Source organism: Allokutzneria multivorans (assembly GCF_039537405.1).
GTDB lineage: Bacteria > Actinomycetota > Actinomycetes > Mycobacteriales > Pseudonocardiaceae > Allokutzneria > Allokutzneria multivorans.
In genome coordinates, this window is the sequence record NZ_BAABAL010000005.1 from 1,049,739 (window position 1) to 1,073,046 (window position 23,308).

At 69.9% G+C, this 23,308-nt stretch carries 20 protein-coding genes; 15 read left to right on the plus strand and 5 right to left on the minus strand.

Annotated elements, in window-relative coordinates; all coding sequences use genetic code 11:
- The first annotated feature begins 125 nt into the window (after positions 1-125).
- Both ABD798_RS08935 and mctP read left to right on the plus strand, forming a co-directional pair.
- A complete protein-coding gene (locus ABD798_RS08935) occupies positions 126-419 on the plus strand; it encodes a DUF3311 domain-containing protein (protein WP_344872540.1) in 294 nt (97 codons plus the stop codon).
- Positions 416-2,074, plus strand: coding sequence for a monocarboxylate uptake permease MctP (gene mctP / locus ABD798_RS08940; RefSeq protein ID WP_425549181.1), 1,659 nt, complete (start codon positions 416-418; stop codon positions 2,072-2,074). Before ABD798_RS08935 ends, mctP begins: the two co-directional genes overlap by 4 nt.
- A gap of 26 nt (positions 2,075-2,100) precedes the next feature.
- Here the strand turns inward: mctP and ABD798_RS08945 are convergent, their stop codons facing one another.
- Complete coding sequence (locus tag ABD798_RS08945; RefSeq protein ID WP_344872542.1) at positions 2,101-2,793, minus strand: ubiquinone/menaquinone biosynthesis methyltransferase; 693 nt, start codon at positions 2,791-2,793, stop codon at positions 2,101-2,103.
- 13 nt (positions 2,794-2,806) lie between these two features.
- Complete coding sequence (locus tag ABD798_RS08950; protein ID WP_344872544.1) at positions 2,807-4,405, minus strand: hypothetical protein; 1,599 nt, start codon at positions 4,403-4,405, stop codon at positions 2,807-2,809.
- 128 nt (positions 4,406-4,533) lie between these two features.
- On the opposite strand from ABD798_RS08950, the gene ABD798_RS08955 reads away from it, so the two are divergent.
- From ABD798_RS08955 to ABD798_RS09005, 11 genes are all read left to right on the plus strand, one after another.
- Positions 4,534-5,952 carry a M20/M25/M40 family metallo-hydrolase gene (locus ABD798_RS08955; RefSeq protein WP_344872546.1) on the plus strand — a complete coding sequence of 473 codons (1,419 nt, stop codon included), beginning with the start codon at positions 4,534-4,536 and terminating at the stop codon, positions 5,950-5,952.
- 129 nt (positions 5,953-6,081) lie between these two features.
- The gene (locus ABD798_RS08960) at positions 6,082-6,885 is read left to right on the plus strand and encodes an ABC transporter substrate-binding protein (protein ID WP_344872548.1); all 804 of its coding nucleotides are present in this window, start codon (positions 6,082-6,084) and stop codon (positions 6,883-6,885) included.
- A 68-nt stretch (positions 6,886-6,953) separates the two neighbouring features.
- The gene (locus ABD798_RS08965) at positions 6,954-7,778 is read left to right on the plus strand and encodes an amino acid ABC transporter permease (RefSeq protein ID WP_344872550.1); all 825 of its coding nucleotides are present in this window, start codon (positions 6,954-6,956) and stop codon (positions 7,776-7,778) included.
- A gap of 1 nt (position 7,779) precedes the next feature.
- A complete protein-coding gene (locus tag ABD798_RS08970) occupies positions 7,780-8,538 on the plus strand; it encodes an amino acid ABC transporter ATP-binding protein (RefSeq protein ID WP_344872552.1) in 759 nt (252 codons plus the stop codon).
- Between the two features lies 1 nt (position 8,539).
- Positions 8,540-8,878, plus strand: coding sequence for a hypothetical protein (locus ABD798_RS08975; RefSeq protein ID WP_344872556.1), 339 nt, complete (start codon positions 8,540-8,542; stop codon positions 8,876-8,878).
- 123 nt (positions 8,879-9,001) lie between these two features.
- Positions 9,002-10,348, plus strand: coding sequence for an extracellular solute-binding protein (locus ABD798_RS08980; RefSeq protein WP_344872558.1), 1,347 nt, complete (start codon positions 9,002-9,004; stop codon positions 10,346-10,348).
- Between the two features lie 478 nt (positions 10,349-10,826).
- Positions 10,827-11,681, plus strand: coding sequence for a carbohydrate ABC transporter permease (locus tag ABD798_RS08985; protein ID WP_344872560.1), 855 nt, complete (start codon positions 10,827-10,829; stop codon positions 11,679-11,681).
- Positions 11,678-12,508 carry a carbohydrate ABC transporter permease gene (locus tag ABD798_RS08990; protein WP_344872562.1) on the plus strand — a complete coding sequence of 277 codons (831 nt, stop codon included), beginning with the start codon at positions 11,678-11,680 and terminating at the stop codon, positions 12,506-12,508. Before ABD798_RS08985 ends, ABD798_RS08990 begins: the two co-directional genes overlap by 4 nt.
- A gap of 13 nt (positions 12,509-12,521) precedes the next feature.
- Positions 12,522-16,739: a glycoside hydrolase family 38 N-terminal domain-containing protein gene (locus ABD798_RS08995; protein ID WP_344872564.1), complete on the plus strand. Its 4,218-nt coding sequence runs from the start codon at positions 12,522-12,524 to the stop codon at positions 16,737-16,739.
- Complete coding sequence (locus ABD798_RS09000; RefSeq protein ID WP_344872566.1) at positions 16,736-17,509, plus strand: DUF7158 domain-containing protein; 774 nt, start codon at positions 16,736-16,738, stop codon at positions 17,507-17,509. The genes ABD798_RS08995 and ABD798_RS09000 overlap by 4 nt, the downstream gene beginning before the upstream one ends.
- Before the next feature lie 85 nt (positions 17,510-17,594).
- Positions 17,595-18,473, plus strand: a complete 879-nt coding sequence (locus tag ABD798_RS09005; RefSeq protein WP_344872568.1) for an ROK family protein — start codon at positions 17,595-17,597, stop codon at positions 18,471-18,473.
- 217 nt (positions 18,474-18,690) lie between these two features.
- Here the strand turns inward: ABD798_RS09005 and ABD798_RS09010 are convergent, their stop codons facing one another.
- Positions 18,691-19,371 carry a TetR/AcrR family transcriptional regulator gene (locus tag ABD798_RS09010; protein WP_344872570.1) on the minus strand — a complete coding sequence of 227 codons (681 nt, stop codon included), beginning with the start codon at positions 19,369-19,371 and terminating at the stop codon, positions 18,691-18,693.
- A 92-nt stretch (positions 19,372-19,463) separates the two neighbouring features.
- On the opposite strand from ABD798_RS09010, the gene ABD798_RS09015 reads away from it, so the two are divergent.
- Together ABD798_RS09015 and ABD798_RS09020 are read left to right on the plus strand one after the other, a co-directional pair.
- Positions 19,464-20,018, plus strand: a complete 555-nt coding sequence (locus ABD798_RS09015; RefSeq protein WP_344872572.1) for an SCP2 sterol-binding domain-containing protein — start codon at positions 19,464-19,466, stop codon at positions 20,016-20,018.
- A gap of 10 nt (positions 20,019-20,028) precedes the next feature.
- Positions 20,029-21,240, plus strand: a complete 1,212-nt coding sequence (locus ABD798_RS09020) for an acyl-CoA dehydrogenase family protein (protein ID WP_344872574.1) — start codon at positions 20,029-20,031, stop codon at positions 21,238-21,240.
- 111 nt (positions 21,241-21,351) lie between these two features.
- Here ABD798_RS09020 and ABD798_RS09025 read toward each other — a convergent pair whose 3' ends face one another.
- Positions 21,352-22,236, minus strand: a complete 885-nt coding sequence (locus ABD798_RS09025) for an SGNH/GDSL hydrolase family protein (RefSeq protein ID WP_344872576.1) — start codon at positions 22,234-22,236, stop codon at positions 21,352-21,354.
- Positions 22,237-22,310: 74 nt separating this feature from the next.
- Complete coding sequence (locus tag ABD798_RS09030; RefSeq protein WP_344872578.1) at positions 22,311-23,198, minus strand: SGNH/GDSL hydrolase family protein; 888 nt, start codon at positions 23,196-23,198, stop codon at positions 22,311-22,313.
- Positions 23,199-23,308: the final 110 nt, after the last annotated feature.

Here is a 23,308-nt window from a genome sequence, read left to right on the forward strand (position 1 = left end):
GCCGCGCGGCGGTGTCCCGTGGTGTGAGCGGAGGTCACGCTTGGGGCCAGAAGAGTGACGTGACGATCGGTCACGTCCTAACATCCGCCGATATCGCTGCACCGCCGTGACCTGTAGGAGACCCGATGGCGTCAGGACGACCGTCCGGCGCGGACAGGACGAGGTCGACGGGACTGCGCTGGAACGCGTGGAACCTGTTGCTGATCGTCCCGCTCGCCATGCTGTTCACCCCCATGCTCAACCTTGACGAGCCCCGCGTGTTCGGGCTGCCGTTCTTCTACTGGTCGCAGTTCGCCTTCGTGCCGATCGGCGTGGTCTGCGTCGGCCTGGTCTACGTCATGACCAGGGACGAGCCCGTCGCCACCGGCAAGCCCGACCACCTCTCGGTCGACGACCTCGACGAGGGGGGCAAGGCATGAGCCTGGACAACGTGCAGTGGACCGAGCTGATCGTCTTCACCGTGCTGTTCCTGGTGGTCAGCGTGATGGGCTTCGTGGCGTCCCGGTGGAAGGCCGGTGACACGCTGGAGCACTTGGACGAGTGGGGCCTCGGCGGCCGCAAGTTCGGCTCCTGGATCACCTGGTTCCTGGTCGGCGGCGACCTCTACACCGCCTACACCTTCGTCGCCGTGCCCGCGCTGATCTTCGGCGCCGGGGCGATGGGCTTCTTCGCGCTGCCCTACACGGTGATCCTCTACCCGATCGTCTTCCTGCCGCTGCTGCGCATGTGGTCGGTCTCCCGGGTGCACGGCTACGTCACGCCCGCCGACTTCGTGAAGGGCCGCTACGGTTCGCGCCCGCTGGCGCTGATCATCGCGATCACCGGCATCGTCGCGACCATGCCCTACATCGCGTTGCAGCTCGTGGGCCTCGAAGCCGTGCTGCGGACGATGGGCCTCAACGGCAGCGGTTTCCTCGGCCACCTGCCGCTGTTCATCGGCTTCCTGATCCTGGCGGTCTACACCTACCAGGCGGGCCTGCGCGCACCCGCGCTGATCGCCTTCGTCAAGGACACGCTGATCTACATCGTCATCCTGGTCGCGGTGATCTACCTGCCCGCCAAGCTCGGCGGCTGGTCCACGATCTTCGACAAGTCGGCGGAGCTGCTGTCGGCGCCCGGCGCCAACGGCGCGCCCAAGGGCTCGACGCTGCTGACGCCGAACAACCAGCTCCAGTACGCGACGCTGGCACTGGGCTCGGCGCTGGCGCTGTTCCTCTACCCGCACTCGCTGACCGGCATCCTGGCGTCCAAGGGCCGCAACGTGATCAAGCGGAACATGGTCGCGCTGCCCGCGTACTCGCTGCTGCTCGGCCTGCTCGCGCTGCTCGGCTACGTCGCGCTGGTCTCCGGAGCGAAGCCGATCACCAACGCGGCCACCGGGCGCCCGGACACCAACACGATCGTCCCGGTGCTCTTCGACCAGCAGTTCTCCGGCTGGTTCGCGGGAATCGCCTTCGCCGCCATCGGCATCGGGGCGCTGGTGCCCGCCGCGATCATGTCGATCGCCGCGGCGAACCTGTGGACCCGCAACATCTACAAGGAGTACATGCGCAAGGACGCCACCCCGAAGCAGGAGGCCAAGCAGGCCAAGCTCGCCTCGCTCGTGGTGAAGTTCGGCGCGGTGCTGTTCATCGTGTTCGTCGACCCGCAGTTCTCGATCGACCTCCAGCTCATCGGCGGCGTGATCATCCTGCAGACGCTGCCGACGGTGGCGATCGCGCTCTACACCCGCTGGTTCCACATCTGGGGCCTGGTCACCGGCTGGATCGCCGGTATGGGCTACGGGTTCTGGCTGCTCTACCAGATCCCCAACCCGGCTGCGGGCAAGGCGCACTTCGGCGGATCCGCGCTGACGCTGGACAAGCTCTCGTTCTTCGGCTGGTCGCCGTTCGAGGGCTCCAAGGTGCAGATCTACGTCGGGTTCGTGGCGCTGCTGGTGAACGTGGTGGTTGCCGTGCTGGTCACGTTCCTGGCCAGGAAGCTGCGCAAGCCCAACGGCATCGACGAGACCTCGCCGGAGGACTACCACGCCGACGAGGGCGACCCGAAGCTCAAGGCGGTCGCCTCGCACTAGAGCGCTGGCTGCGGTGATCCAGGAGATCAGCGCGCGACGGCGGTGTGGAGGTGGACCACACCGCCGTCCAGGCCGTTGAAGGCGACCTCGCTCCACCCGGAGACGCCGATCTGCCCGGCGAGCGCGGGCGGCGACGGCCACGCCTGGATCGACTCGGCGAGGTAGACGTAGGCCTCCGGGTTGGAGCTGATCCGCTTGCCCATCAACGGAACCGCGCGGCGGAGGTAGGTGCGCCAGAGCGCTCGGGGCAGCGTGGCGGGCGGCATGCTGAACTCGCACACCACGAGCCGCCCGCCCGGCTTGGTCACCCGGCGCATCTCGCGCAGCGCGACGCGCGGGTCGGCGACGTTGCGCAGCCCGAAGGAGATCGTCACCGCGTCGAAGGAGCCGTCGGCGAAGGGCAGCGCCATCGCGTCGGCCGCGACCCGGCTGAGGCCGGGGTGCCTGCGCCCGGCGACGTCGAGCATGCCGAGGGAGAAGTCCGAGGCGATCACGGTCCCGCCCGCGCGGGCGAGGATCGCGCTGGAGGTCGCGGTGCCAGCGGCTACGTCCAGGATCGTGGTGCCGGGCCCCGCGTGCGCGGCAGCGGCCATCCGGCTGCCCCAGGCGTCCATCCGCCCCCACCACAGGCGGTTGCGGGTGCGGTCGTAGCCCGCGGCCACCTCGTCGAACATCGCGGAGACCTGAGCCGTCTCCTTGTTCAGGTCCGCTCTCACCATGCTCGGATCGTATTCACCGCGCGGGCAGGACGACCAGCGCGATGTCGCCGCCCGTCGCCGTCCGGCAGCTGACCAGCACCTGGCGCTCGGTCGCGCTGGCGTAGCCGGGCGGGCAGGCCAGCGGAGTGTCGGCGCCGCGCGGCTGCAAGGTGCTGGAATCCAGTGCTCGCAAGGCTTTCTGGTTGTTCAGGTACACAACGCCGGGAGCGCCACCGAGGTGGGTCCCGGCGATCGGAGTCTCGGTCCGTGTCATCGCGCCGCCCCGGAAGTCGAGCACCGCGGTGTCGGGGACGGCCACCCTGGTCCGGCTGTTGTCCTTGTCCTGCAAGGGAATCAGGGCGGTGAACGGGCTGAGTGAGACCCGCTCGCCGACCGTTCCGTCGCGGCGGAGCCAGATCAGCCCGTGATTCTGCTCTCCCCGCTGCGCCGTTTCGCCGGAGTCCGAAGTGTGCAGCACCAGCCCGTTGTCGATGGCGACCGCGTCGAGCACGGCGCAGTTCACCTTGCAGCGCCGGTCGTCCGGCCGCATGGGGAACTTCGCCCGCGAAGCCTCCGCGAGCCCGTCCAGGCGGATCACGTTGACGGTCGCGTCGGTGCAGTTGTTGCGCACGAAGTAGTTCTCCGCGCCGCTGGTGCCGCTCACCCAGAAGTCGCTGCAGTTCTGGTTGGCCCCGCGCAGCACTTCGCGCCAGGTGCGCGTGCGGATGTCGAGCGCGAACACCACGTCGTCGCGCGCACCCGGGCGGCTGGCGTTGAGCACCGCGACCTGGCCGATCCGGATCGACGGCCGGTTGTCGCCCGCGTGGCGGACGAGGTGGAAGTTGCTGTTCGGCTGGAGCTCGGCCAGATCCATGCGGTGCCGCAGCTCGCCGGTCATCAGGTCGAAGAACAACCCGGCGCGGCGGATCCTGGCGAACAGCACGCCCTCGCCGGGATCGACCACGACCTGGGTGAGGTGGTACTTCTCGCTCAGCGCGAACTGCCACAGCGTCGTGCCGCTCGCGGCGTCGGAGACGAACAGGCCCTGGTCGGGCTGAGTGCTCTGGGTGGCGCTGTCGCGCAGCTCCACGACGACGTCGCGCCCCGGCACCAGCACTCCGTTGCCGTACATGCCGGGTCGCACCGTGCGGACCCATTCGGCCACCGGGCCGGTGCCCGGCTTCGCCGAAGCCGTCGTGTGGTTGATCCGCGTCTCGTCCGCGCCGTGCGCGACGAACGCCGACCAGCTCCAGCCGAGCAGCAGCGCGGCGGCCAGCGCGACGAAGGGAACCGCCACCGGGACCGGCCGCGCCCGCGCGAGGATCACGATCGGCGCGATCAGCAGGAACCAGCCCGTGAGCTGGAGCGGCCCCTGCCTGCCGACGCCGAGCAGCAGCGCCGTGAGGTCGGAGGGCAGGTACGGGACCAGAACCGTGTAGCCGGAGATCAGCAGCGCGGTGGCGAAGACTCCGGCCGCGGCCTTCGGGAACACCCACACGAGCCCGGTCGCCAGCAGGGTCAAACCGATCGCCAGCCAGCGGACGACCTCGTTGCCCGTCCAGCTCGCGCCGAACAGCACGACGGTGCCGATCCCGATCGCGCTGACGAGTGCTCGTGTCCTGGTGTCCCCCACAACCCCGGAAGACTAGCCAAAGCGGCCCACCGGCACCCGCCATCCGGCCCAGCGTTTCCGGCTTTGCTTGCATCCCAAGCAAACCCGCTTCAGCCTGCGGCTTCGTCGTGACGTGACAGGATGCGAAGGTGGACCACGACACCCTGAAGACGACCGTCCAGACCCTGTGGGACGGCCCCATCCTGTCCAGTCTCTCCGAGCTGGTGTCCATCCCCGCGGTCTCGCCGTCCTTCGACGCGGACTGGCAGCGCAACGGGCACCTCGACGCCGCCATCGAGCACGTCCGCGCCTGGGCGGAGGAGCGCGAGCTGCCCGGCGCGCGGGTCGACGTGGTCCAGCTCGACGGCCGCACCCCGGTGCTGCTCATCGACGTCCCGGCGACCCCGGGCGCCGAAGAGGTCGGCACCGCCCTGCTCTACGGGCACCTGGACAAGCAGCCGCCGGTGGGTGGCTGGTCGGAGGGCCTCGGCCCGTGGACCCCGGTCGTGCGCGACGGCAAGCTCTACGGCCGCGGCTCGGCCGATGACTGCTACTCCGCCTACGCGGCGCTCGGCGCGGTGCTCGCGGTCCGCGCGGCCGGTGGCGCGCACGGCCGCTGCGTGGTGCTGCTGGAGACCGGTGAGGAGTCCGGCAGCCCCGACCTCCCCGCCTACCTCGAACACCTGCGGCCCCGCCTCGGCGAGGTCTCCCTGGTGGTGTGCCTGGACTCAGGCGGCGCCGACTACGAGCGGCTGTGGCTGACCACCTCGCTGCGCGGCATGGTCGCCGTCGAGGTTCGGGTTCAGGTGCTCGACAGCGGTCAGCACTCCGGCATCGCCAGCGGTGTGGTGCCCAGCTCCTTCCGCGTGCTGCGCGCGCTGCTCGACCGCGTCGAGGACGCCGAGACCGGCCGGGTGCTGCTGCCCGAGCTGCACGTGGACATCCCCGAGGTGCGGGTCAAGGAGGCCACCGCCGCCGTCGCGGGGCTGCCCGGCATGGTCGTCGGCAGCTTCCCGTTCACGCCGGGCGTGCGCGCGGTCTCCGGTGACGAGCTGGAGCTGGAGCTCAACCGCACCTGGCGGCCGACGCTCTCGGTCATCGGCGCGGACGGCCTGCCCACCCCGGCAGACGCGGGCAACGTGCTGCGCCCGTCCACCTCGCTGATGCTGAGCTTCCGCCTGCCGCCGACCGCGGACTCCGAGGCCGCGCTCGCCGCCGTGCGCCGCGCGCTGACCACCGAGGTGCCCTACGACGCGCAGGTCGAGCTGAGCCGCGTCGAGCACGCCGACGGCTGGAACGCGCCGGAGCTGGCGCCGTGGCTGAGCGAGGCGCTGGACCGCGCGGGCTCCGAGGTGTTCGGCCAGCCGTGGGGCGCGCTGGGCATGGGCGGCTCCATCCCGTTCATGGGCCTGCTCCAGGAGGCCTACCCGCACGCCCAGTTCGTGATCACCGGCGCGCTCGGCCCCGACAGCAACGCGCACGTCCCGGACGAGTCGCTGCGACTGGATTTCGCGGCCAAGGTGACCGCGGCGATCGCCCATTTGCTGGATGGTCACGGAAAGCGCTGAATCAAACACGGACTGTAGTTCGAATGTCCGTATAGTCATGCAGCCGTAATAAGCGAAACGGTGCGCCTGCCCCACCCGGGTGGCAGGATTCCCAGATCTCGATCGATCTCCATCACGAGGAGTTACACCGTGGCCAGACGAACAGGGCTCAGGGCCCTCGCGCTGCTTCCGGCACTGGCGATCGTTGTTGCCGGGTGCGGGTCCGGGCCGCAGGCGGGCGAGGCCAAGGGTGTCCCGCTCGTCGAGGCGGGCAAGCTCAAGACCTGTACGCACCTGCCGTACGAGCCGTTCCAGTTCACCAAGGACAACAAGATCGTCGGCTTCGACGTCGACCTGGTGGACCTGGTCGCGAAGGACCTCGGGGTCGAGCAGACGGTCATCGACGGCCCGTTCGAGACGATCGAGTCCGGCGAGGACCTCAACGCCAAGAAGTGCGACCTCGCCGCAGCGGGAATGACCATCAAGGAATCCCGCAAGCAGAACTTCGACTTCTCCGCCCCGTACTTCAAGGCCAGCCAGGCGCTGCTGGTGAAGAAGTCCTCGGGCATCAACAGCCTTGAGCAGCTCAAGGGCAAGACGCTCGGTGCGCAGTCGGCCACCACGGGGCTGGACTACGCCAACAAGAACGCCGCGCCGCAGGGCACGACGGTCCGCGTCTACGAGGACCTCGGGCTGCTGCTGGAGGCCGTGAAGAGCGGCCAGGTCGATGCGGGCATCAACGACAACGGCGTGCTGCTCGACTACGCCAAGAAGAACTCCGACCTCGACGTCACCAAGGAGTTCGACACCAACGAGGACTACGGCATCGGTGTCCGCAAGGGCAACGACAAGCTCCGCGCCAAGATCGACGAGATCATCGCGAGCGCCAAGTCCAGCGGGAAGTACGACGCGATCTACGAGAAGTGGTTCGGCAAGAAGCCTGCCAACAAGTAAGCGTCCCCTCGGGGCCGGTGCCGGGAGGTGGCACCGGCCCCGACGACTTTTCCCAACAGGAGTCACGCATGGCAGGCAAGGCCGGCCTGAGCAAGCGCCAGCGCGCCAAGATCTTCCGCATCTCGCAGTACGTCCTGTTGGCCGCGATCGTCGTGGTGATCGCGATGTCGGCCAACTGGGGGCAGATCAAGCGGGCGTTCTTCGACCTCGAAGTCGCCGCGGACCAGTTCCCCAACGTCATCGTCATCGCGCTCAAGAACACCCTCGTCTACACGGTTCTCGGGTTCGCGTTCGGTCTGACACTCGGTCTGATCCTGGCGTTGATGCGACTGTCCTCGGTCGCGCCGTACCGGTGGCTGTCCACCATCTACATCGAGTTCTTCCGCGGCCTGCCCGCGCTGCTGGTCTTCATCGCCATCGGTACCGGCATCCCGCTCGCCTTCCCCGGCACGTTCCTCAGCCGCGATGTCGCGATCATGCTCGCGCTCGGCCTCGTCGGCGCCGCATACATGGCCGAGACGATCCGCGCGGGCATCCAGGCGGTGCCCAAGGGGCAGGTCGAGGCGGCCCGCTCGCTCGGCATGTCCCAGGGCCGCGCGATGATCACCATCGTGATCCCGCAGGCGTTCCGGATCATCCTGCCGCCGCTGACCAACGAGCTGATCCTGCTCACCAAGGACTCCTCGCTGGCCTACCTGCTCGGCAGCACGCTGGCGGAGCAGGAGCTGGCCCAGTTCGGCCGCCAGGCGCTGACCCAGTTCAAGAGCCTCACGCCGGTCCTGGTGGTCGGCCTCTGCTACCTGATCATCACCATTCCGCTGTCGCTGCTCTCCCGCAGGCTGGAGAAGAAGTACGGCTCCGGCGGGACCACGACCCGAGGGGCGGACGCCTGACATGACCGAGCCGATCATCGAGATCACCGGGCTGTGCAAGGCGTTCGGCCCGCTTGAAGTGCTCAAGGGCATCGACCTGACCGTCAAGCGCGGCGAGGTCGTCTGCATCATCGGGCCGTCGGGTTCCGGCAAGTCCACGATGCTGCGCTGCGTGAACCTGCTGGAGGAGCCCACCGCGGGCAAGGTCGTCGTCGACGGCGTCGAGCTGACCGACGAGGACTGCGACATCGACAAGGCGCGCGCCCGCGTCGGCATGGTGTTCCAGGGCTTCAACCTGTTCGCGCACCTGAGCGTGCTGGACAACCTGACCGTTGCCCAGCGCAAGGTCCTCGGCCGCCCCAAGGGCGACGCGGAGATGGTGGCGCGGGAGAACCTGGCCAAGGTGGGCCTGAGCGAGAAGGCCGGCTCCATGCCGGGCCAGCTCTCCGGCGGTCAGCAGCAGCGGGTGGCCATCGCCCGCGCGCTGTCGATGAACCCGGAGGTGATGCTCTTCGACGAGCCCACCTCCGCGCTGGACCCCGAGCTGGTCGGCGACGTGCTCGGCGTGATGCGCCAACTGGCTGACGACGGCATGACGATGCTCGTGGTCACCCACGAGATGCAGTTCGCCCGCGAGGTGGCCGACCGCGTGCTGTTCATGGACGGCGGCTACGTGGTGGAGGAGGGCAAGGCCGAGCAGGTCATCGGCGCGCCCCGCGAGGAGCGCACCCGCTCCTTCCTCGCCCGCGTGCTCGACCCCGTGCACAACGCGGGAGCCTGACGTGGGCCTGGAACTCGAACTGCACTCGTCACGGCCCGCGAACAGCAACTGGAAGAAGTCCAGGACGACCCTCGTCATGGGCTCCTACGACCACGGGAACGCGTTGGCCGAGGTTCTGACCTGGCTTCCGAACGACGGGTCGACCAAGTTGAGCCTGATCGACCCCTGGCGCGACACGCTGTTCAACGAGCAGGAGGCCGAGGTCGCGCTGAAGGAGATCCCAGACCTGCTCCAGCGCTGTTCGGACCCCAGGCACGCTGCGGCCGTGCAGGACCTGGAACAGCTTCTGCGCGCGTGTTCCCGTACTCCAGGAAGCTACCTCTGGTTCATGAGCGACTAGGTCGGTTCGCGCTACTCTGCGGCCGCATCAGGAACTCACCCCGGGGCGCGTTGACTTTCCCGGGGTCATGGACTGAAGTCGGTGTGACCCACGTCTCAAGATCGTTCGAGGGCTGGAGGGCGCATGTCCGTGCGCAGGGCCGTTGCCGCTCTCGCCGTCTCGGCGCTGCTCCTGCCGCTCACGGCGTGCGGCGGCGCTGATGAGGAGCACACGCTCAAGGTCGTCTACCAGCGCTACGGCGAGGACGTCCGGGTCGAGGCGCACATGAAGCGCACCAAGGAGGCCTTGGAGCGCGCGCACCCCGACATCGAGGTCGAGCTGATCCCGGTGGTGGCGCCGGAGAACGAGTACCTGACCAAGGTGCAGCTGATGCAGCGCTCCCCCGCCACCGCGCCGGACGTGCTCTACGAGGACAGCTTCAACATCAACGCGGACGTGGACGCGGGCTACCTGGCCCCGCTGGACCAGTTCCTCGCGGGCTGGCCCGACTGGCAGCAGTTCATCCAGGTGGCGCGGGAGAGCACGCGCGCCGTCGACGGCAAGACCTACGGCGTTCCCATGGCCACCGACACCAGGGGGCTGTGGTTCAACCGGCAGGTCTTCGCCCGCGCCGGGCTGCCGGAGAACTGGCAACCGAAGACCTGGGCGGACATCCTCACCGCCGCGCGCACGATCAAGGAGAAGGTGCCCGGCGTCATCCCGTTCTCCCTGCCCGCCGGTCGCGCGCAGGGCGAGGCCGCCGCGATGCAGAGCCTCAGCATGCTGCTCTACGGCACCAGGACCGCCACCCTCTACGACGAGGCCCAGCAGAAGTGGGTCGCGCCGAGCAAGGGCATGGCCGAGGCGCTCGGCTTCGTCAAGGAGGTCTTCTCCGGCGGCCTCGGCCCGAGCCCCGCCCAGGTCGCCGACCCGCGCTTCGGCGACGGCGGCATCGAGGAGATGACCAAGCAGGGCAGGGTCGGCATCCGGCTCGACGGCAGTTGGCTGCCCGCGCACTGGAGCCCCGGTGGCAAGGCGGAGTGGGCGGAGTGGGCGCGCACGATGGCGCCCGCCGCCATGCCGACGCAGGCCGGGCAGGCGCCGGGACGGGTCAGCCTCTCCGGTGGCTGGACCCTCGCCGTCGGCGCGCGCAGCAAGAAGAAGGACGCCGCGTTCCGCTTCATCACCACCGCGCTCGACCGCGATGGCGCGCTCGCCTTCGCCGTCGGAGCGGGGCAGCTGCCCGTGCGCAGGGACATCGCCAGGGAGGACCCGCGCCTCGTCGAGCGCAACCCCTCGGTGGCCTTCTGGACCGGCCTGATCGACATCACCCACTACCGGCCGACGCTGACCATCTACCCGAGGGTGTCGCAGGAGCTCCAGATCGCCATGGACCAGGTGGTCAACGGCGCCGACCCCGACGACACCGCGACCGCGTGGTCGGCCAAGATCACCCGCATCGTCGGCCCCGCCAACACCCGCGCGGGCTGACCCCTCGTGGCCATCGGGGTTCGCCAGTCTTCAAGTACCGCAAACCCCCGTCGCGGCCGTCGCCAACCACCACAAACCCCCGGTGGCTCGCCGGGCGGTGCCGCTCGCGCCGTGGTCGGCTGCTCTGCGCCCACCGGGGTTCGCTGCGGTTGACGATGATCATCGGCGGGGTTCGGTGGTCTTGAAGACTGGCGAACCCCGGGCGCCAGCCGATACGACCCCTGGCCGCCGCTGGTCGCACCACGTCCGGCGCCACCACGGTCACCGCCGCGCGTGCCGCCCGCCCGGAGGGTTTGGGGGTCTTCAAGTACCGCGAACCCCCGTCGCGGCCGTCGCCAAGTGCAGCAAACCCCGGCGTGCCACCCGCGCGGGCTAATCGGCGCAATTCCCCGATAACCGCCCATACCTCTGGCGGTGTCCCCGTCCCGCCGCCTACTTGACCATGGAGGAGGTGGCGGTCGATCGGGGGAGCCGGGGCGTGAGGCGGGTTGTGCCGTTGGTGCCCGCGGTGGTGCTGCTCGGGGTCTTCCTCATCGGCCCGGTGCTGTGGACGGTCTACCTCTCCTTCACCAACACCGCGCTGAGCGGGTCGGCCGCGCGGGCGCCGAGCTTCACGGGGCTGGACAACTTCGCCCGGCTCATCGAGGACCCGGCGCTGCTGAACGCGGTGTGGCTGACGGTGGTCTTCACGATCGGCTCGGCGGTGATCGGCCAGAACTGCCTCGGCATGCTGCTGGCGGTGCTGCTCGCGGGGCGGTCGAGGCTGCTGCGCTCGGCGGTCGGCGGGGTGGTGGTGCTGGCCTGGGTGCTGCCGGAGCTGGTGGCGGCCTTCGCGATCTACGCCTTCCTCAACGCGGACGGAACGCTCAACGCGCTGTTGGACGGGTTGGGCCTGCCGGGGCAGAACTGGCTCTACACGGCGCCGATGGCGGCGGTGGTGCTGGCGAACGTGTGGCGCGGCACGGCGTTCTCGATGCTGAGCTACCAGGCGGCGATGTCGGACGTGCCGAGCGATCTCCTGGAAGCCGCGCAGATGGACGGAGCCGGACCGCTGCGCAGGTTCTGGCACGTCACACTGCCGACGATCAGGCGCACGGTGGTGACCACGCTGCTGTTGATCACATTGCAGACGATCGGTGTGTTCGCGTTGATCTACGTGCTCACGGCGGGCGGTCCCGGCGAGGCGAGCCAGACGCTGCCGCTGCTCATGTACGAGCAGGCGTTCGTGTTCCGCGAGATCGGCTACGGCACGGCGACCGCACTGGTGCTGCTGCTGGTCGGCGGCCTGTTCGCGGCGGTCTACGCGAGGACGCTGAGGGAGGAGCTGCGGTGATCTCCACTCCGCGCCGACGCGTGGCGACCGGCTTCGTGCACCTGGTGCTCGGCGCGATCGCGCTGGTGTTCGCGGCCCCGCTGCTGTGGCTGCTGACCGCTGCGGTCGACGAGCGGGCCGGACTGCGCGCGGAGTTCCCGGAGAAACCCGGTCCGGCCAACCTCCTCGCGGTGCTGGACTGGGAGGTCGGCCTGCTGCCGATGCTCAACGGCCTGGTGCTCGCGGGCGGAGCCGCGCTGATCTCCGTGGTGTTCGCCGCGCTCGCCGCCTATCCGCTCTCCCGCTACCAGCTGCGGTTCAAGCGGCCGTTCCTCTACCTCGTGCTGTTCGCGACGGGTCTGCCGATGACCGCCGTGATGGTGCCGGTCTACAGCATGTTCGTGCAGCTGGAGCTGATCGACAGCACCTTCGGCACGATGCTCTTCCTCGCGGCCACCTCGCTCCCCTACGCGATCTGGATGACGAAGGGCTTCATGGACAACGTCCCGCTCAGCCTCGAAGAGGCGGCGTGGATGGACGGGGCCTCCGGCATGCAGTCGCTGCGCCACGTGGTGCTGCCGCTGATGCTGCCGGGCCTCTCGGTGGTCGGCGTGTTCACCTTCATCTCCGCGTGGGGCAACTTCTTCGTCCCGTTCACGCTGCTGCTCGATCCCGAGAAGCAGCCCGCGGCGGTCGGCGTCTTCGCGTTCTTCGGCCGCGCCGGGCTGGAGTCCTACGGCCCGCTCGCCGCGTACTCGCTGCTGTACACCGCGCCCGTGCTGGGGTTGTACTTGATCGTCTCGCGCAGGCTGGGCGGGGCGTTCACCCTTGCGGGAGCGGTGAAGTGAAAGGGGTCCGATCGTGCCGAAGGTGCTCTCCGCCGAGTCGACCGAACTGTTCACCGGACCGGCCGCCGAGCCGCTCCAGGTCGTCCGGGTAACCCTCGACGGCCCGGCGACCGTGCGCGTCACCGGCGCGGGCGTCGCCACCCCCGAGCCGGTCAGCGGCGACGGCGTCGTCGAGGTTTCAGTGTCCACTTCGGACAGTCCGGGGACAGTCGTTCCCGCGCGCGTGATCACCGACGACGGAGCCGAGTTCGCCTTCGACCTCACCGTCGCCGAGCCGGGCTGGACCATGCACATGGTCAGCCACTTCCACTACGACCCGGTGTGGTGGAACACCCAGGCCGCCTACACCACGGCGTGGGACGCGTTGGGCTTCCCGGGTTCGCCGCGCTCGGCCTACCAGCTCGCGGGGTTCGACCTGGTGCGCGCGCACCTCGCGCTGGCGCTGCGCGAACCGGAGTACAAGTTCGTGCTCGCCGAGGTCGACTACCTCAAGCCCTACTGGGACGCCTTCCCCGCCGACCGCGACGTGCTGCGCAGGCTGATCGCGGAGGGGCGCGTGGAGGTCATGGGCGGCACGTACAACGAGCCCAACACCAACCTGTGCAGCCCGGAGTCGGCGATCCGCAACTTCGTGCACGGCATCGGTTTCCAGCGCGACGTGCTCGGCGCGGACCCGCAGACCGCCTGGCAGCTCGACGTTTTCGGCCACGACCCGGCCTTCCCCGGCATGGCCGCCGACGCCGGGCTCTCCTCCAGCTCGTGGGCGCGCGGACCCTTCCACCAGTGGGGTCCCATGGAGGTGCGGGACGGCGTCAAGGGCGATCCGACCCGCATGCAGTTCCCCAGCGAGTTCGAGTGGATCTCCCCGTCCGGGCGCGGACTGCTGACCAGCTACATGGCCGACCACTACAGCTCCGGGTGGTGGATGGACGCCGCACCCTCGCTGGAGGAGGCGACGAAGTCCGCGCTGAAGCTGTTCCAGGGCCTCAAGAAGGTCGCCACCACGCGCAACGTGCTGCTACCGGTCGGCACCGACTACACGCCGCCGAACAAGTGGGTCACGCGCATCCACCGCGACTGGAACTCCCGCTACACCTGGCCGAAGTTCGTGTGCGCGCTGCCGAAGGAGTTCTTCGCCGCCGTCCGCGCGGAGCTGGCCGAGCGCGGCGAGCAGCCGACGCCGCAGAGCCGCGACATGAACCCGATCTACACCGGCAAGGACGTCTCCTACATCGACACCAAGCAGGCGCAGCGCGAGGCCGAGGACCTGTTGCTCGAAGCCGAACGCTACGCGGTGTTCGCCTCGCTGCTGACCGGTGCGCGCTATCCGGACGCGGCCTTCGCGAAGGCGTGGGTGCAGCTGGCATACGGTGCTCATCACGACGGGATCACCGGCTCGGAGTCCGACCAGGTCTACCTCGACCTGGTGTGGGGCTGGCGCGAAGCACGGGAACTGGCGCTCTCCGCGCGGGACTCCGCGTTGCGGGTGCTGACCGACCGCGTGGACTTTTCTCAGGCTGTGGGTCGCGGCGTGGTGGTGTGGAACTCGATAGCCGCGCCGCGAACGGATCTCGTCACCGTGCGCCTCGACGACCCTGTGCACAACCGGGTCTCCGTTGTGGATGATGACGGAACCGAGCTGCCCGCGCTTGTGGATCATGAAGGCCACTCGGTCACCTTCCTGGCCCGTGACGTGCCGTCTTTCGGTTGGCGTTCATACACAATCCGACTGTCCACTGTGGATAAGTCCATTGTGGATGAACCTGTGGATTCTGTGGACAGCTCGACATGGCTGCCTGTGGACGGATACGAGATCGCCAACGCGCACCACCGGATCGCGGTCGACCCGGGGCGCGGCGGCGGAGTGGTCAGCCTCGTCGAGATGCCGCACGGACGAGAGCTGATCGCGGCCGGACGCGTCGGCAACGAGCTGGCGCTCTACGCGGAGTACGACCGGCATCCGCGCTTCGGCGAAGGCCCGTGGCACCTGCTGCCCAAGGGACCCGTCCAGGTCTCCGGCGACAACAACGCGGCTGTGCAAGCGTTCCAGTCACCGCTCGGCCAGCGCTTGGTCGTGCGCGGCCAGCTCGGCACCGTCGCCTACACCCAGACGATCACCTTGTGGCGCGGTGTTTCCCGCGTCGACTGCTCCACCAAGGTCGACGAGTTCATCGGCTCCGACCAGCTGCTGAGATTGCGCTGGCCGTGCCCGGTGCCCGGCGCGCTCCCGGTCAGCGAGGTCGGAGATGCCGTGGTGGGCAGGGGTTTCGGCCTCCCGGACGTCGACTCCGCCGAGCACCCGTGGACGCTGGACAACCCCGCCTACACCTGGTTCGGGCTCTCCGCGACGGCTCGCGTGTCCGTCGGCGACAGGGTCCGCGCGATCGGTGTCGCCGAGCTGATCGCACCGACCCGCGCGGAGGCTTCCCCGCTGGCGCGCGAACTCACGGTTGCCCTGGCGCAGGCCGGCGTCACCGCGACGTGCAGCACCGCGGACGGCCCTCGTTACGGACACCTCGAAGTCGACTCGAACCTGCCGGACGTGCGGTTCGCGCTCGGCGGTCCCGACCGCAACTCCTTCACCGCCGAGGTCCTCGCCGAGGCGGACCCGTCCTACCGCGCGGAACTCGACCGGCAGCTGGCGGCGACCGGCAGGGCCGTCGTCTGGGTCCCTGCGGAGCGACCGCTGGCCGAGGTGTGGGTGCCGAGCGCCGATCTGCGGGCTGTGCGGGCACTTCCGGTGTTGATCATCGCGGGTGCTGACCTCGGCGCGGTGATCGAGTCCATTGTGGACGATCTAGTTGATCACGAGATCGACGTGCGGCAGGACGCGGCTTCCGGGATCGGCGAGTTCGAGTCGCGCACGGTCGCGCTGCTCAACCGGGGCGTCCCCGGCTTCGCGGTGGACTCGGCGGGAACACTGCACGCGTCGCTGCTGCGCTCGTGCACCGGCTGGCCGTCGGGCGTCTGGATCGACCCGCCGCGCCGCGCCACGCCGGACGGCAGCGGTTTCCAGCTCCAGCACTGGACGCACGTCTTCGACTACGCCGTGGTCAGCTCGGAGGGCGACTGGCGCAAGGGAATTCCGCTGCGCAGCGCGGAGTTCTCGCACCCGCTGGTCGCGGTGCTCTCCCCGGAGGAGGGCGTCGGCGGACTGCCCGGCTCCGGCTCCCTGCTGGAGGTCGAACCCGCGGGCGGGGTGAGCCTCGCCGCGCTGAAGGCGCTGGGCAACCCGCTCGCCGGGGGCTCGGCGCGCCCGGCCGACCCGGCGGAGGGCATCGCGTTGCGGTTGGTGGAGACCTCGGGCCTGATGACCGAGGCGCAGGTGTCCTCGACGCTGCTGAGCTTCCTCGATCCGGCAACGGCGGACCTGCTCGAAGGTCGGCGCGACTCGCTCGCTGACCTCTCGCTGACCCTGGCGCCGTTCGAGATCGCCACGCTCGTCGCCCGCCCCGAGCTCACCCGGTGGTCCACAATGGACGGTGCGCCGCTCGGGCCGGAGCGCGAGGTCGCGCAGCCGCTCTACGCGCGCTACTGGATGCACAACCGGGGACCCGCGCCGATGGGCGGACTGCCGGTCGCCGTGCACCTCGACCCCGTCACCGGCCTGGTCCAGCCGGGTGGCGACATCACGCTCACGCTGACCGTGGCCAGCGACTGCACGGACGCGGAGCTGCACGGCGTCGTCCGGTTCGTGGTGCCGGACGGGTGGACCTGTTCGCCGCCGCAGCTGCCGTTCGGCCTCGCCCCCGGCGGGCACTGGCAGACGGAGGTGCAGGTCAGGGCGCCGAAGGGGGCGGTGGAGCTACCGCACCCGATCCGCGCCCAGCTCCAGCTCACCGGCGAGGCGCTCCCACCGAGTTGGCTCCAGGTGGTTGAGGATGTGGCGATGCTGTCGACCGTGTCGGAGCCCGCGCAACCACTGCGGCTGGCCGGATCGCCCAGGGCGGTCCGGGTGGCACGAGGCGGACGGGAGCGGCTCGCCGTCGACGTGGTCGGTGACACCTCAGCCCCGATCTCCGTCGAAGCGCAGCTGCTCACCCCGTGGGGCACCTGGGACGCGACGCCGGACTGGTGGCAGGTCCGCGAGGTCGTCGGCCGCACCGAGTTCGGCTTCGACATCGCACCGCCGCCCTGGGCCGAGCCTGGCGACTACTGGGCGCTGGTGAAGATCGCCGGGGCCGGGCGGATCGTGTACTCCGAAGCTGTCGCGCTGGTGGTGACCGCGTGACCCCCATCGCCTGGGTCGGTGACCAGCCGGTCCTGCTCTCCGAGGTCGACATAGCCGAGGCCGAGCTGCGCTCCGGTCGCGCGGCGACGACGCTGCCCGCGCAGGGCAGCAGCGAGGCGCGCCAGCTGCGCAGGTGGCTGGTGCAGCGCCTCACCGCCGAACGCATCGTCGGGCTGGTGCGCCCGCGCGAGGAGGCGACCGCGCCGGAGCTGGAGAAGATCGCCGCCGACCGCGCCGCCATGCTCGAACTCGGCAGCGTCGCCGCGTCGCTGCTCACGAGGAGCCCCCGGGCGCGAGCGGTGTTCAACGAGGTCACCGAGGGGATCACGGTGACCGAGTGCGAGGCGAGGCGCTACTTCGAGGCCAACTTCGAGCTGTTCTCCGCGCCGGAGCGCCGCGTCGTGCGGCACCGCGTGCTCACCGGCCCCGAACTGGCCGACCTCTCTGACAGTCCACTGAGGACGGTCGTGCGCGGTCAGCTCGCCGGGCCGGTCGAGCAGGCGTTGTTCGCCGCGCCGGAGCGCTCGGTGGTCGGCCCGATCCGCGATCCCCTCGGCTGGCACACGCTGTTCGTCGAGCGCGCCTACCCGGAGAGCCGCAGCACCTTCGCCGAGGCGCGCGAGCAGATCACCGTCCGCCTGCTCGCCGCCGCCCGCCGCAGGGCCTTCGGCGACTGGCTGGACGCGCGCCGCGCCGAACTCGTCCGCCTGGAGCCCGGCTACGAGCACCCCGGAGACCCCCGCCAACCCGACAACACCCACCGCCACTGATCCCTCCGTTTTTGCCCTGAACGACCCGTTCAGTGCGCTCAACGCACCAAACGGGTCGTTCAGGGCTTCCCGTAGCGTTTCCTGGGTGACGGACGTGGTGCTCGCGCTGGACGTCGGTGGCACGAAGGTCGCCGCCGCGCTCGTCGACGGCCGGGGCACCGTGCTCCGCGAGGCCAGGAGGCCCACCGCGGCCGGTGGCTGGGCCGCCGCGCGCGAGGCGATCGAGGACGTGCTGCACGGCGCTGACGTGCGCGGAGTCGGTATCGCCTGCGCCGGGCCGATCGACACCGTCGCGGGAACCGTCAGCCCGATCAACATCGCGGACTGGCAGGACTTCCCGCTCCTCCGCGAGGTCGCCGAGCTCGTGCCCGGCGTCCCGGTGGAGCTGGCCGGGGACGGCGTCTGCATGGCGCTCGGCGAACACCGTTTCGGCGCTGGCCGAAGCAGTGATCACCTGCTCGGCATCGTGGTGTCGACCGGCGTCGGCGGCGGGCTCGTGTTCGACGGCAAACCCTTCGGCGGCCGCACCGGCAACGCGGGCCACATCGGCCACGTCGTCGTCGAGCCAGGCGGAGCACCGTGCACCTGCGGCGGTCGCGGCTGTGCGGAAACCGTTGCGGCGGGCCCACATCTCGTGCGCTGGGCGCGGGAGCGCGGCTGGAACGGCTCCGACGCGGGCGGTCTCGCGGAGTCCGCGCGCGCTGGGGACGAGGTGGCCCGTGCTGCCTTCGAGCGCGGCGGGCACGCGGTCGGACTGGCCATCGCCGCGACGGCGGCCGTGTGCGATCTGGACCTCGTGGTCATCGGCGGCGGCGTCGCGGAGGCGGGCGAACTGCTCTTCGCCCCGGTGCGCCGCACGCTCACCACCCACGCCGGACTGTCCTTTTTGGACAAACTCCGCGTTGAGCGCGCCGAGCTGGGCTCCCGAGCCGGACTCGTCGGCGCCGCAGCGCTCATCGGCTAGACCGCAAGCCCCTGACCAGGAGCGGGCGAGGCGCTGGGCCCGCGCATCCAGGGCAACCCCTTCGCGCAGGTGGTCGAGCTGTGCGGCCCGGTCACGGTGCCGCCAGGGGTTCGCCGGTCTTCAAGACCACCGAACCCCCTTCTCGATCATCGTTAACCGCCGCAAACCCCGGTGCTCGAGGAGGTTTGCCGTCGTTGAGGACCATGAAGCGCGCCGCCTAGGCCGTCTCCGGCTGCTTGTCCGGGTGCCACGCCCTGCCGAGCACGAGGTTGCCGAAGCCCATCCAGGACAGGTTCATCAGCCTGCGCGCCATGGCTTTCGGGCTTTCCTCGGGGTGCTCCAGCCACCACTCGGCCAGTGCTTCCCCCGCCCCGGTGAGCGCGGCGGCCAGCGGCTCGGTCTGCCCCTCGGCGAAGGCCCCGACGCCCTCCTTGCCCGCGGCGCGGTCCAGCAGCGCGGAGATCATCGCCACCGCCGCGCGCCTGCCCTCGGCCAGCTCGGCCGCGAACGGCGCGCCCTGCGTGCCCGCCTGGCGGTGCAGCACCTGCCAGGAGTCGCGGTTCTCCCCGACGAAGGTGAAGAACGCCAGCACCCCGCGCCAGAGCTGCTCCTCGGGGTCGAGGTTCACATCGACGACGCCGCCGATGGACTCCATCAGCCTGGTCGCCTCGCGCCGGATGCACGCGGCGAACAGCTCCTCCTTGGAGCCGAGGTAGGCGTAGATCATCGGCTTGGAGATGCCCGCGACGTCGGAGACCTCGTCCATCGACGCGGCGTGGTAGCCGCGCTCGGAGAAGACCCGCACGGCGGCGTCGAGGATCTGCCGCTCGCGCACCGCGCGCGGCAGCCGCTTGGCGCGCGGCGGAGTTCTCGCCCCCGCCACGTCCTTCTTGGTCATGCACCCACCTCAACGGGGTCTCGGGACGCTCTTGCGACTGAACCTACTCAAAAGTAGTCTTACTCATCAGTAGGTAAGCCTGGAGGTGCGCTGTGCCGAACACCGACCCGATCGCCGCCCTCGCCGAGGTCGATCCCAAGAAGATCAGCGACGACGAGTTCGTCGCACTGCTCTCCGCGGCATCCGACCTCGCGGACAGCGGAGCCGAGGTCGATCTCAGCGCGCTGGAGCCGCAGAAGTTCGCTCGCCTGGTCTCCCGCGCCTCCAAGGGTCAGATCGAAGCCGTCATGGTTCGTCCGGAACTGCGGGTCAAGGTACTGGATGAGGTCTTCCGGAGGATGGGAGCGCACTTCAGGGCCGATCGCGCGGGCTCGGCGTCGGCCGTCGTGCACTGGCGGATCACCCGGCCGGACCCGGACGCCTTCGACCGCTACGAGATGGTGATCGACTCCGGCGAGTGCTCCGTCAACAAGGACAACCTCGGCGAGCCCAGGGTCTCGGTGACCGTGACACCGCTGGACTTCCTCAAGCTGGTCACCGGCAACGGCTCCGCCCCCGTGCTGTTCATGACGGGCAAGCTCAAGATCAAGGGCGACCTCGGCTTCGCCGCCGGGCTGATGAACCTCTTCGACATCCCCAAGGCATGAGGGAGCACACGTGACCTTCTCGCTCGAACTGTCCGAGGAGCAGACCGAGCTCAGGGACTGGGTGCACGGCTTCGCCGAGGACGTCGTGCGCCCCGCCGCCTCGGAGTGGGACGAACGCGAGGAAACGCCGTGGCCGGTCATCCAGGAGGCCGCCAAGATCGGCCTCTACGGCTTCGAATCGCTCGCGACCTGCTACGCCGACCCCACCGGGCTGTCGTTGTCGATCGTCAACGAGGAGCTGTTCTGGGGTGACGGCGGCATCGGCATGGCGATCATGGGCACCGGCCTCGCGGTCGCGGGCATCTTCGCCTCCGGCAGCCCCGAGCAGCTCGCCGAGTGGGTGCCGCAGTGCTACGGCGACGCGGACGACCCCAAGGTCGCGGCATTCTGCTCCTCCGAGCCCGAAGCCGGCTCCGACGTCTCGGCGATGCGCACCCGTGCGGTCTACGACGAGGCCAAGGACGAGTGGGTGCTCAACGGGCAGAAGGCGTGGGCCACCAACGGCGGCATCGCGGGCGTGCACGTGGTCACCGCGGTCGTCGACCCCGAGCTGAAGGCGCGCGGCCAGGCCGGGTTCATCGTCCCGCCGGGCACACCGGGCCTCGTCGGCGGCAAGAAGATCAGGAAGCACGGCCTGCGCGCATCGCACACCGCCGACGTCTACCTGGACGACGTGCGCGTGCCGGGTTCGTGCCTGTTGGGCGGCAAGGAGAAGCTCGACGCGCGCCTGGCCCGCGCCCGCGAGGGCAGGAAGGCCGAGGGCCAGGCCGCCATGGCCACCTTCGAGGTCACCCGCCCCACCGTCGGCGCCATGGCCGTCGGCATCGCGCGCGCCGCCTACGAGTACTCGCTGGAGTACGCCAAGCAGCGCGTCACCTTCGGCAGGCCGATCATCGAGAACCAGTCCATCGCCTTCACCCTCGCCGACATGAAGATGGAGATCGACGCGGCGCGGCTGCTGGTGTGGCGGGCGTCGTGGATGGGCCGCAACGGCAAGAAGTTCACCAGTGCCGAGGGCTCGATGTCCAAGCTCAAGGCCGGCGAGGTCGCGGTCTGGGCCACCGAGCGGGCCATCCAGATCCTCGGCGGGAACGGCTACACGCGTGAGCACCCGGTGGAGCGGATGCACCGCGACGCCAAGATCTACACCATCTTCGAGGGCACTTCGGAGATCCAGCGCCTGGTCATGGCGCGGGCGATCTCCGGGATGCACATCCGGTGATGGTGCCGTCCGGCCGCCAAACCGCGCTGGTGGCCAGCTGAGCGGGTGGTGGGCCCCCGGTCCCCCAGGTCAGGGGTCCACCACCCGTTCGTCACTTGCCCAGCTTCGGGACTAGCGCAGCTTCGCGGCGACGAGCCCGCCGAGCGCGCCCTGGCCGTCCTTGCTCAGGTGCAGCACGGCTTCCTGGCCCTCCTGGCCCGGGGCGAGCGCGTCGAAGCCGCGGTAGTAGCTCGGGGCCGAGTCGCACTGCGAGCGGCCGGCGAACTCCTTGGTCGGGCGGACCGAGTCGGCGAGCGGGCTGACGAACGCGGAGCCGGTGAGCTTGGCCGTGGCGCGCAGCGTCAGGTCGAGGCCGACGACGATCTTGTTGCCCTCGGCGCGCTCGGCACCGGAGAACAGCGAGGCGTCGCAGATCGGGTCGGCGGCCGCGGCACCGTTCTCGCCGTTGACGAGCTGGCGGCCGTAGCCGACGAGGACGACCTTGGCCTTGGGGCTCTTGGCCTTGATCTCGCCGATGAGCTTGGTCAGGTTCTTGGCCATCGCGGGCAGCTTCTGCAGCACCGGGCCCGAGGCGTTGGAGCAGTCGCCCTGCATGCACAGGCCGCCGAACTCGACGTAGCCGATGTCGTTGGCGCCGATGGTGAGCGTCACGACGTTGGTGTCCGGCTTCAGCGCGTTCAGCTGCGAGGGCTCGTTCTTGAACGTGGTGCGCATGTCGTCGATGCCCGCACCACTGCACGCGACGCTGGTGTACTCCACCTTGCGGCCGGCCTCGCGCAGCTTCGCGACGGCGACCTCGGAGTAGGAGTTGGTGCTGCGCCAGCAGGTGCCGCTGGTGCCGTCGCGGTAAGCGCCGGCACCGGTGCCGGAGGCGGTGGAGTCGCCGAGCGCGACCACGTTCAGCGGCCCGGAGGCGGGGGACGCGGCGGCCGTGCTGAGCCCGCCCGCGACGAACGCGGTGGCGAGTGCGGCAACCGAAAGCAGACGCTTCTTCACCTTTTCTCCTTCTGTGCCAAGGGTTTTTGTCTTTGTGAGGGACACGTCGGCGCGGGCCGACTGGTTGCCCTCGATCAGCGCAGGTGCGCGAGGACCAGCGCGCCGAGCGCGGCCTGGCCGTCCTTGTTCAGGTGCAGCACGGCCTCCTGGCCCTCCTGGTAGGGCGCCAGTGCGTCGAAGCCGCGGTAGTAGGTCGCGGCCGAGTCGCACTGCGAGTGCCCGGCGAACTCCGCGCGCAGCTCGACCGAGTCGGCGAACGGGCTGACGAAGGCGACTCCGGCCTTCTCCGCGGTGGAGCGCAGCGCCAGGTCGAGCGCGAGGGCGACCTTGTTGCCCTCGGTGCGCTCCTCGGCGGCGAACACGGAGGAGTCGCAGATCGGGTCGGCGGCCGCGGCACCGTTGGCGCCGTTGGTGAGCTGGCGGCCGTAGCCGGTGGCAACGATCTTGGCCTTGGGGCTCTTGGCCTTGATCTCACCGAAGAGCTTGGCCAGGTTCTCGCTCATCGCGGGGATCTGGTCGATGACGCTGCCCGCCGCCTTCGAGCAGTCGCCCTGCATGCACAGGCCGCCGAACTCGACGTAGCCGATGTCGTTGGCGCCCAAGGTGAGCATCACGACGTCGACGTCCGGCTTGAGCGCGTCCAGCTGAGCGGGCTGGCCCTTGAACGGCCTGCGCACGTCGTTGATGCCCGCGCCGCTGCACGTGGCGTTGCGCAGCTCCGCCTGGCGGCCGCTCTCGCGCAGCTTCACCAGGGCGAACTCGGAGTAGGAGTTCGTGCTGCGCCAGCACGTGCCGTGCGTGCCGCGGTAGTAGTAGCCGGCTCCGGTGCCGGAAGCGGTGGAGTCACCGATCACCACCATGTTCAGCGGCGTCGTCGGTGCGGCGGAGGCGGTGGTGCCGAGGCCGCCGGCGGTGATCACGGCGGCCATGACGGCGGCAGCCGTCAACGTGCTGTTCTTCAAGTCTGCTCCGTTGTCGAGAGCGCGTCAGTCGCGCTCAACCTTGTGACACGGCATCGCATAATGCGATGAAAAGGCGCGATTGCTTGATGAAAAGCTGACCTCGGCGCCAT

Coding starts and splice junctions, on each gene's coding strand:
- ABD798_RS08935 (WP_344872540.1), top strand. CDS start 126: ATGGCGTCAGGACGACCGTCCGGCGCGGACAGGACGAGGTCGACGGGA.
- mctP (WP_425549181.1), top strand. CDS start 416: ATGAGCCTGGACAACGTGCAGTGGACCGAGCTGATCGTCTTCACCGTG.
- ABD798_RS08945 (WP_344872542.1), bottom strand. CDS start 2,793: ATGGTGAGAGCGGACCTGAACAAGGAGACGGCTCAGGTCTCCGCGATG.
- ABD798_RS08965 (WP_344872550.1), top strand. CDS start 6,954: ATGGCAGGCAAGGCCGGCCTGAGCAAGCGCCAGCGCGCCAAGATCTTC.
- ABD798_RS08970 (WP_344872552.1), top strand. CDS start 7,780: ATGACCGAGCCGATCATCGAGATCACCGGGCTGTGCAAGGCGTTCGGC.
- ABD798_RS08980 (WP_344872558.1), top strand. CDS start 9,002: ATGTCCGTGCGCAGGGCCGTTGCCGCTCTCGCCGTCTCGGCGCTGCTC.
- ABD798_RS09010 (WP_344872570.1), bottom strand. CDS start 19,371: ATGACCAAGAAGGACGTGGCGGGGGCGAGAACTCCGCCGCGCGCCAAG.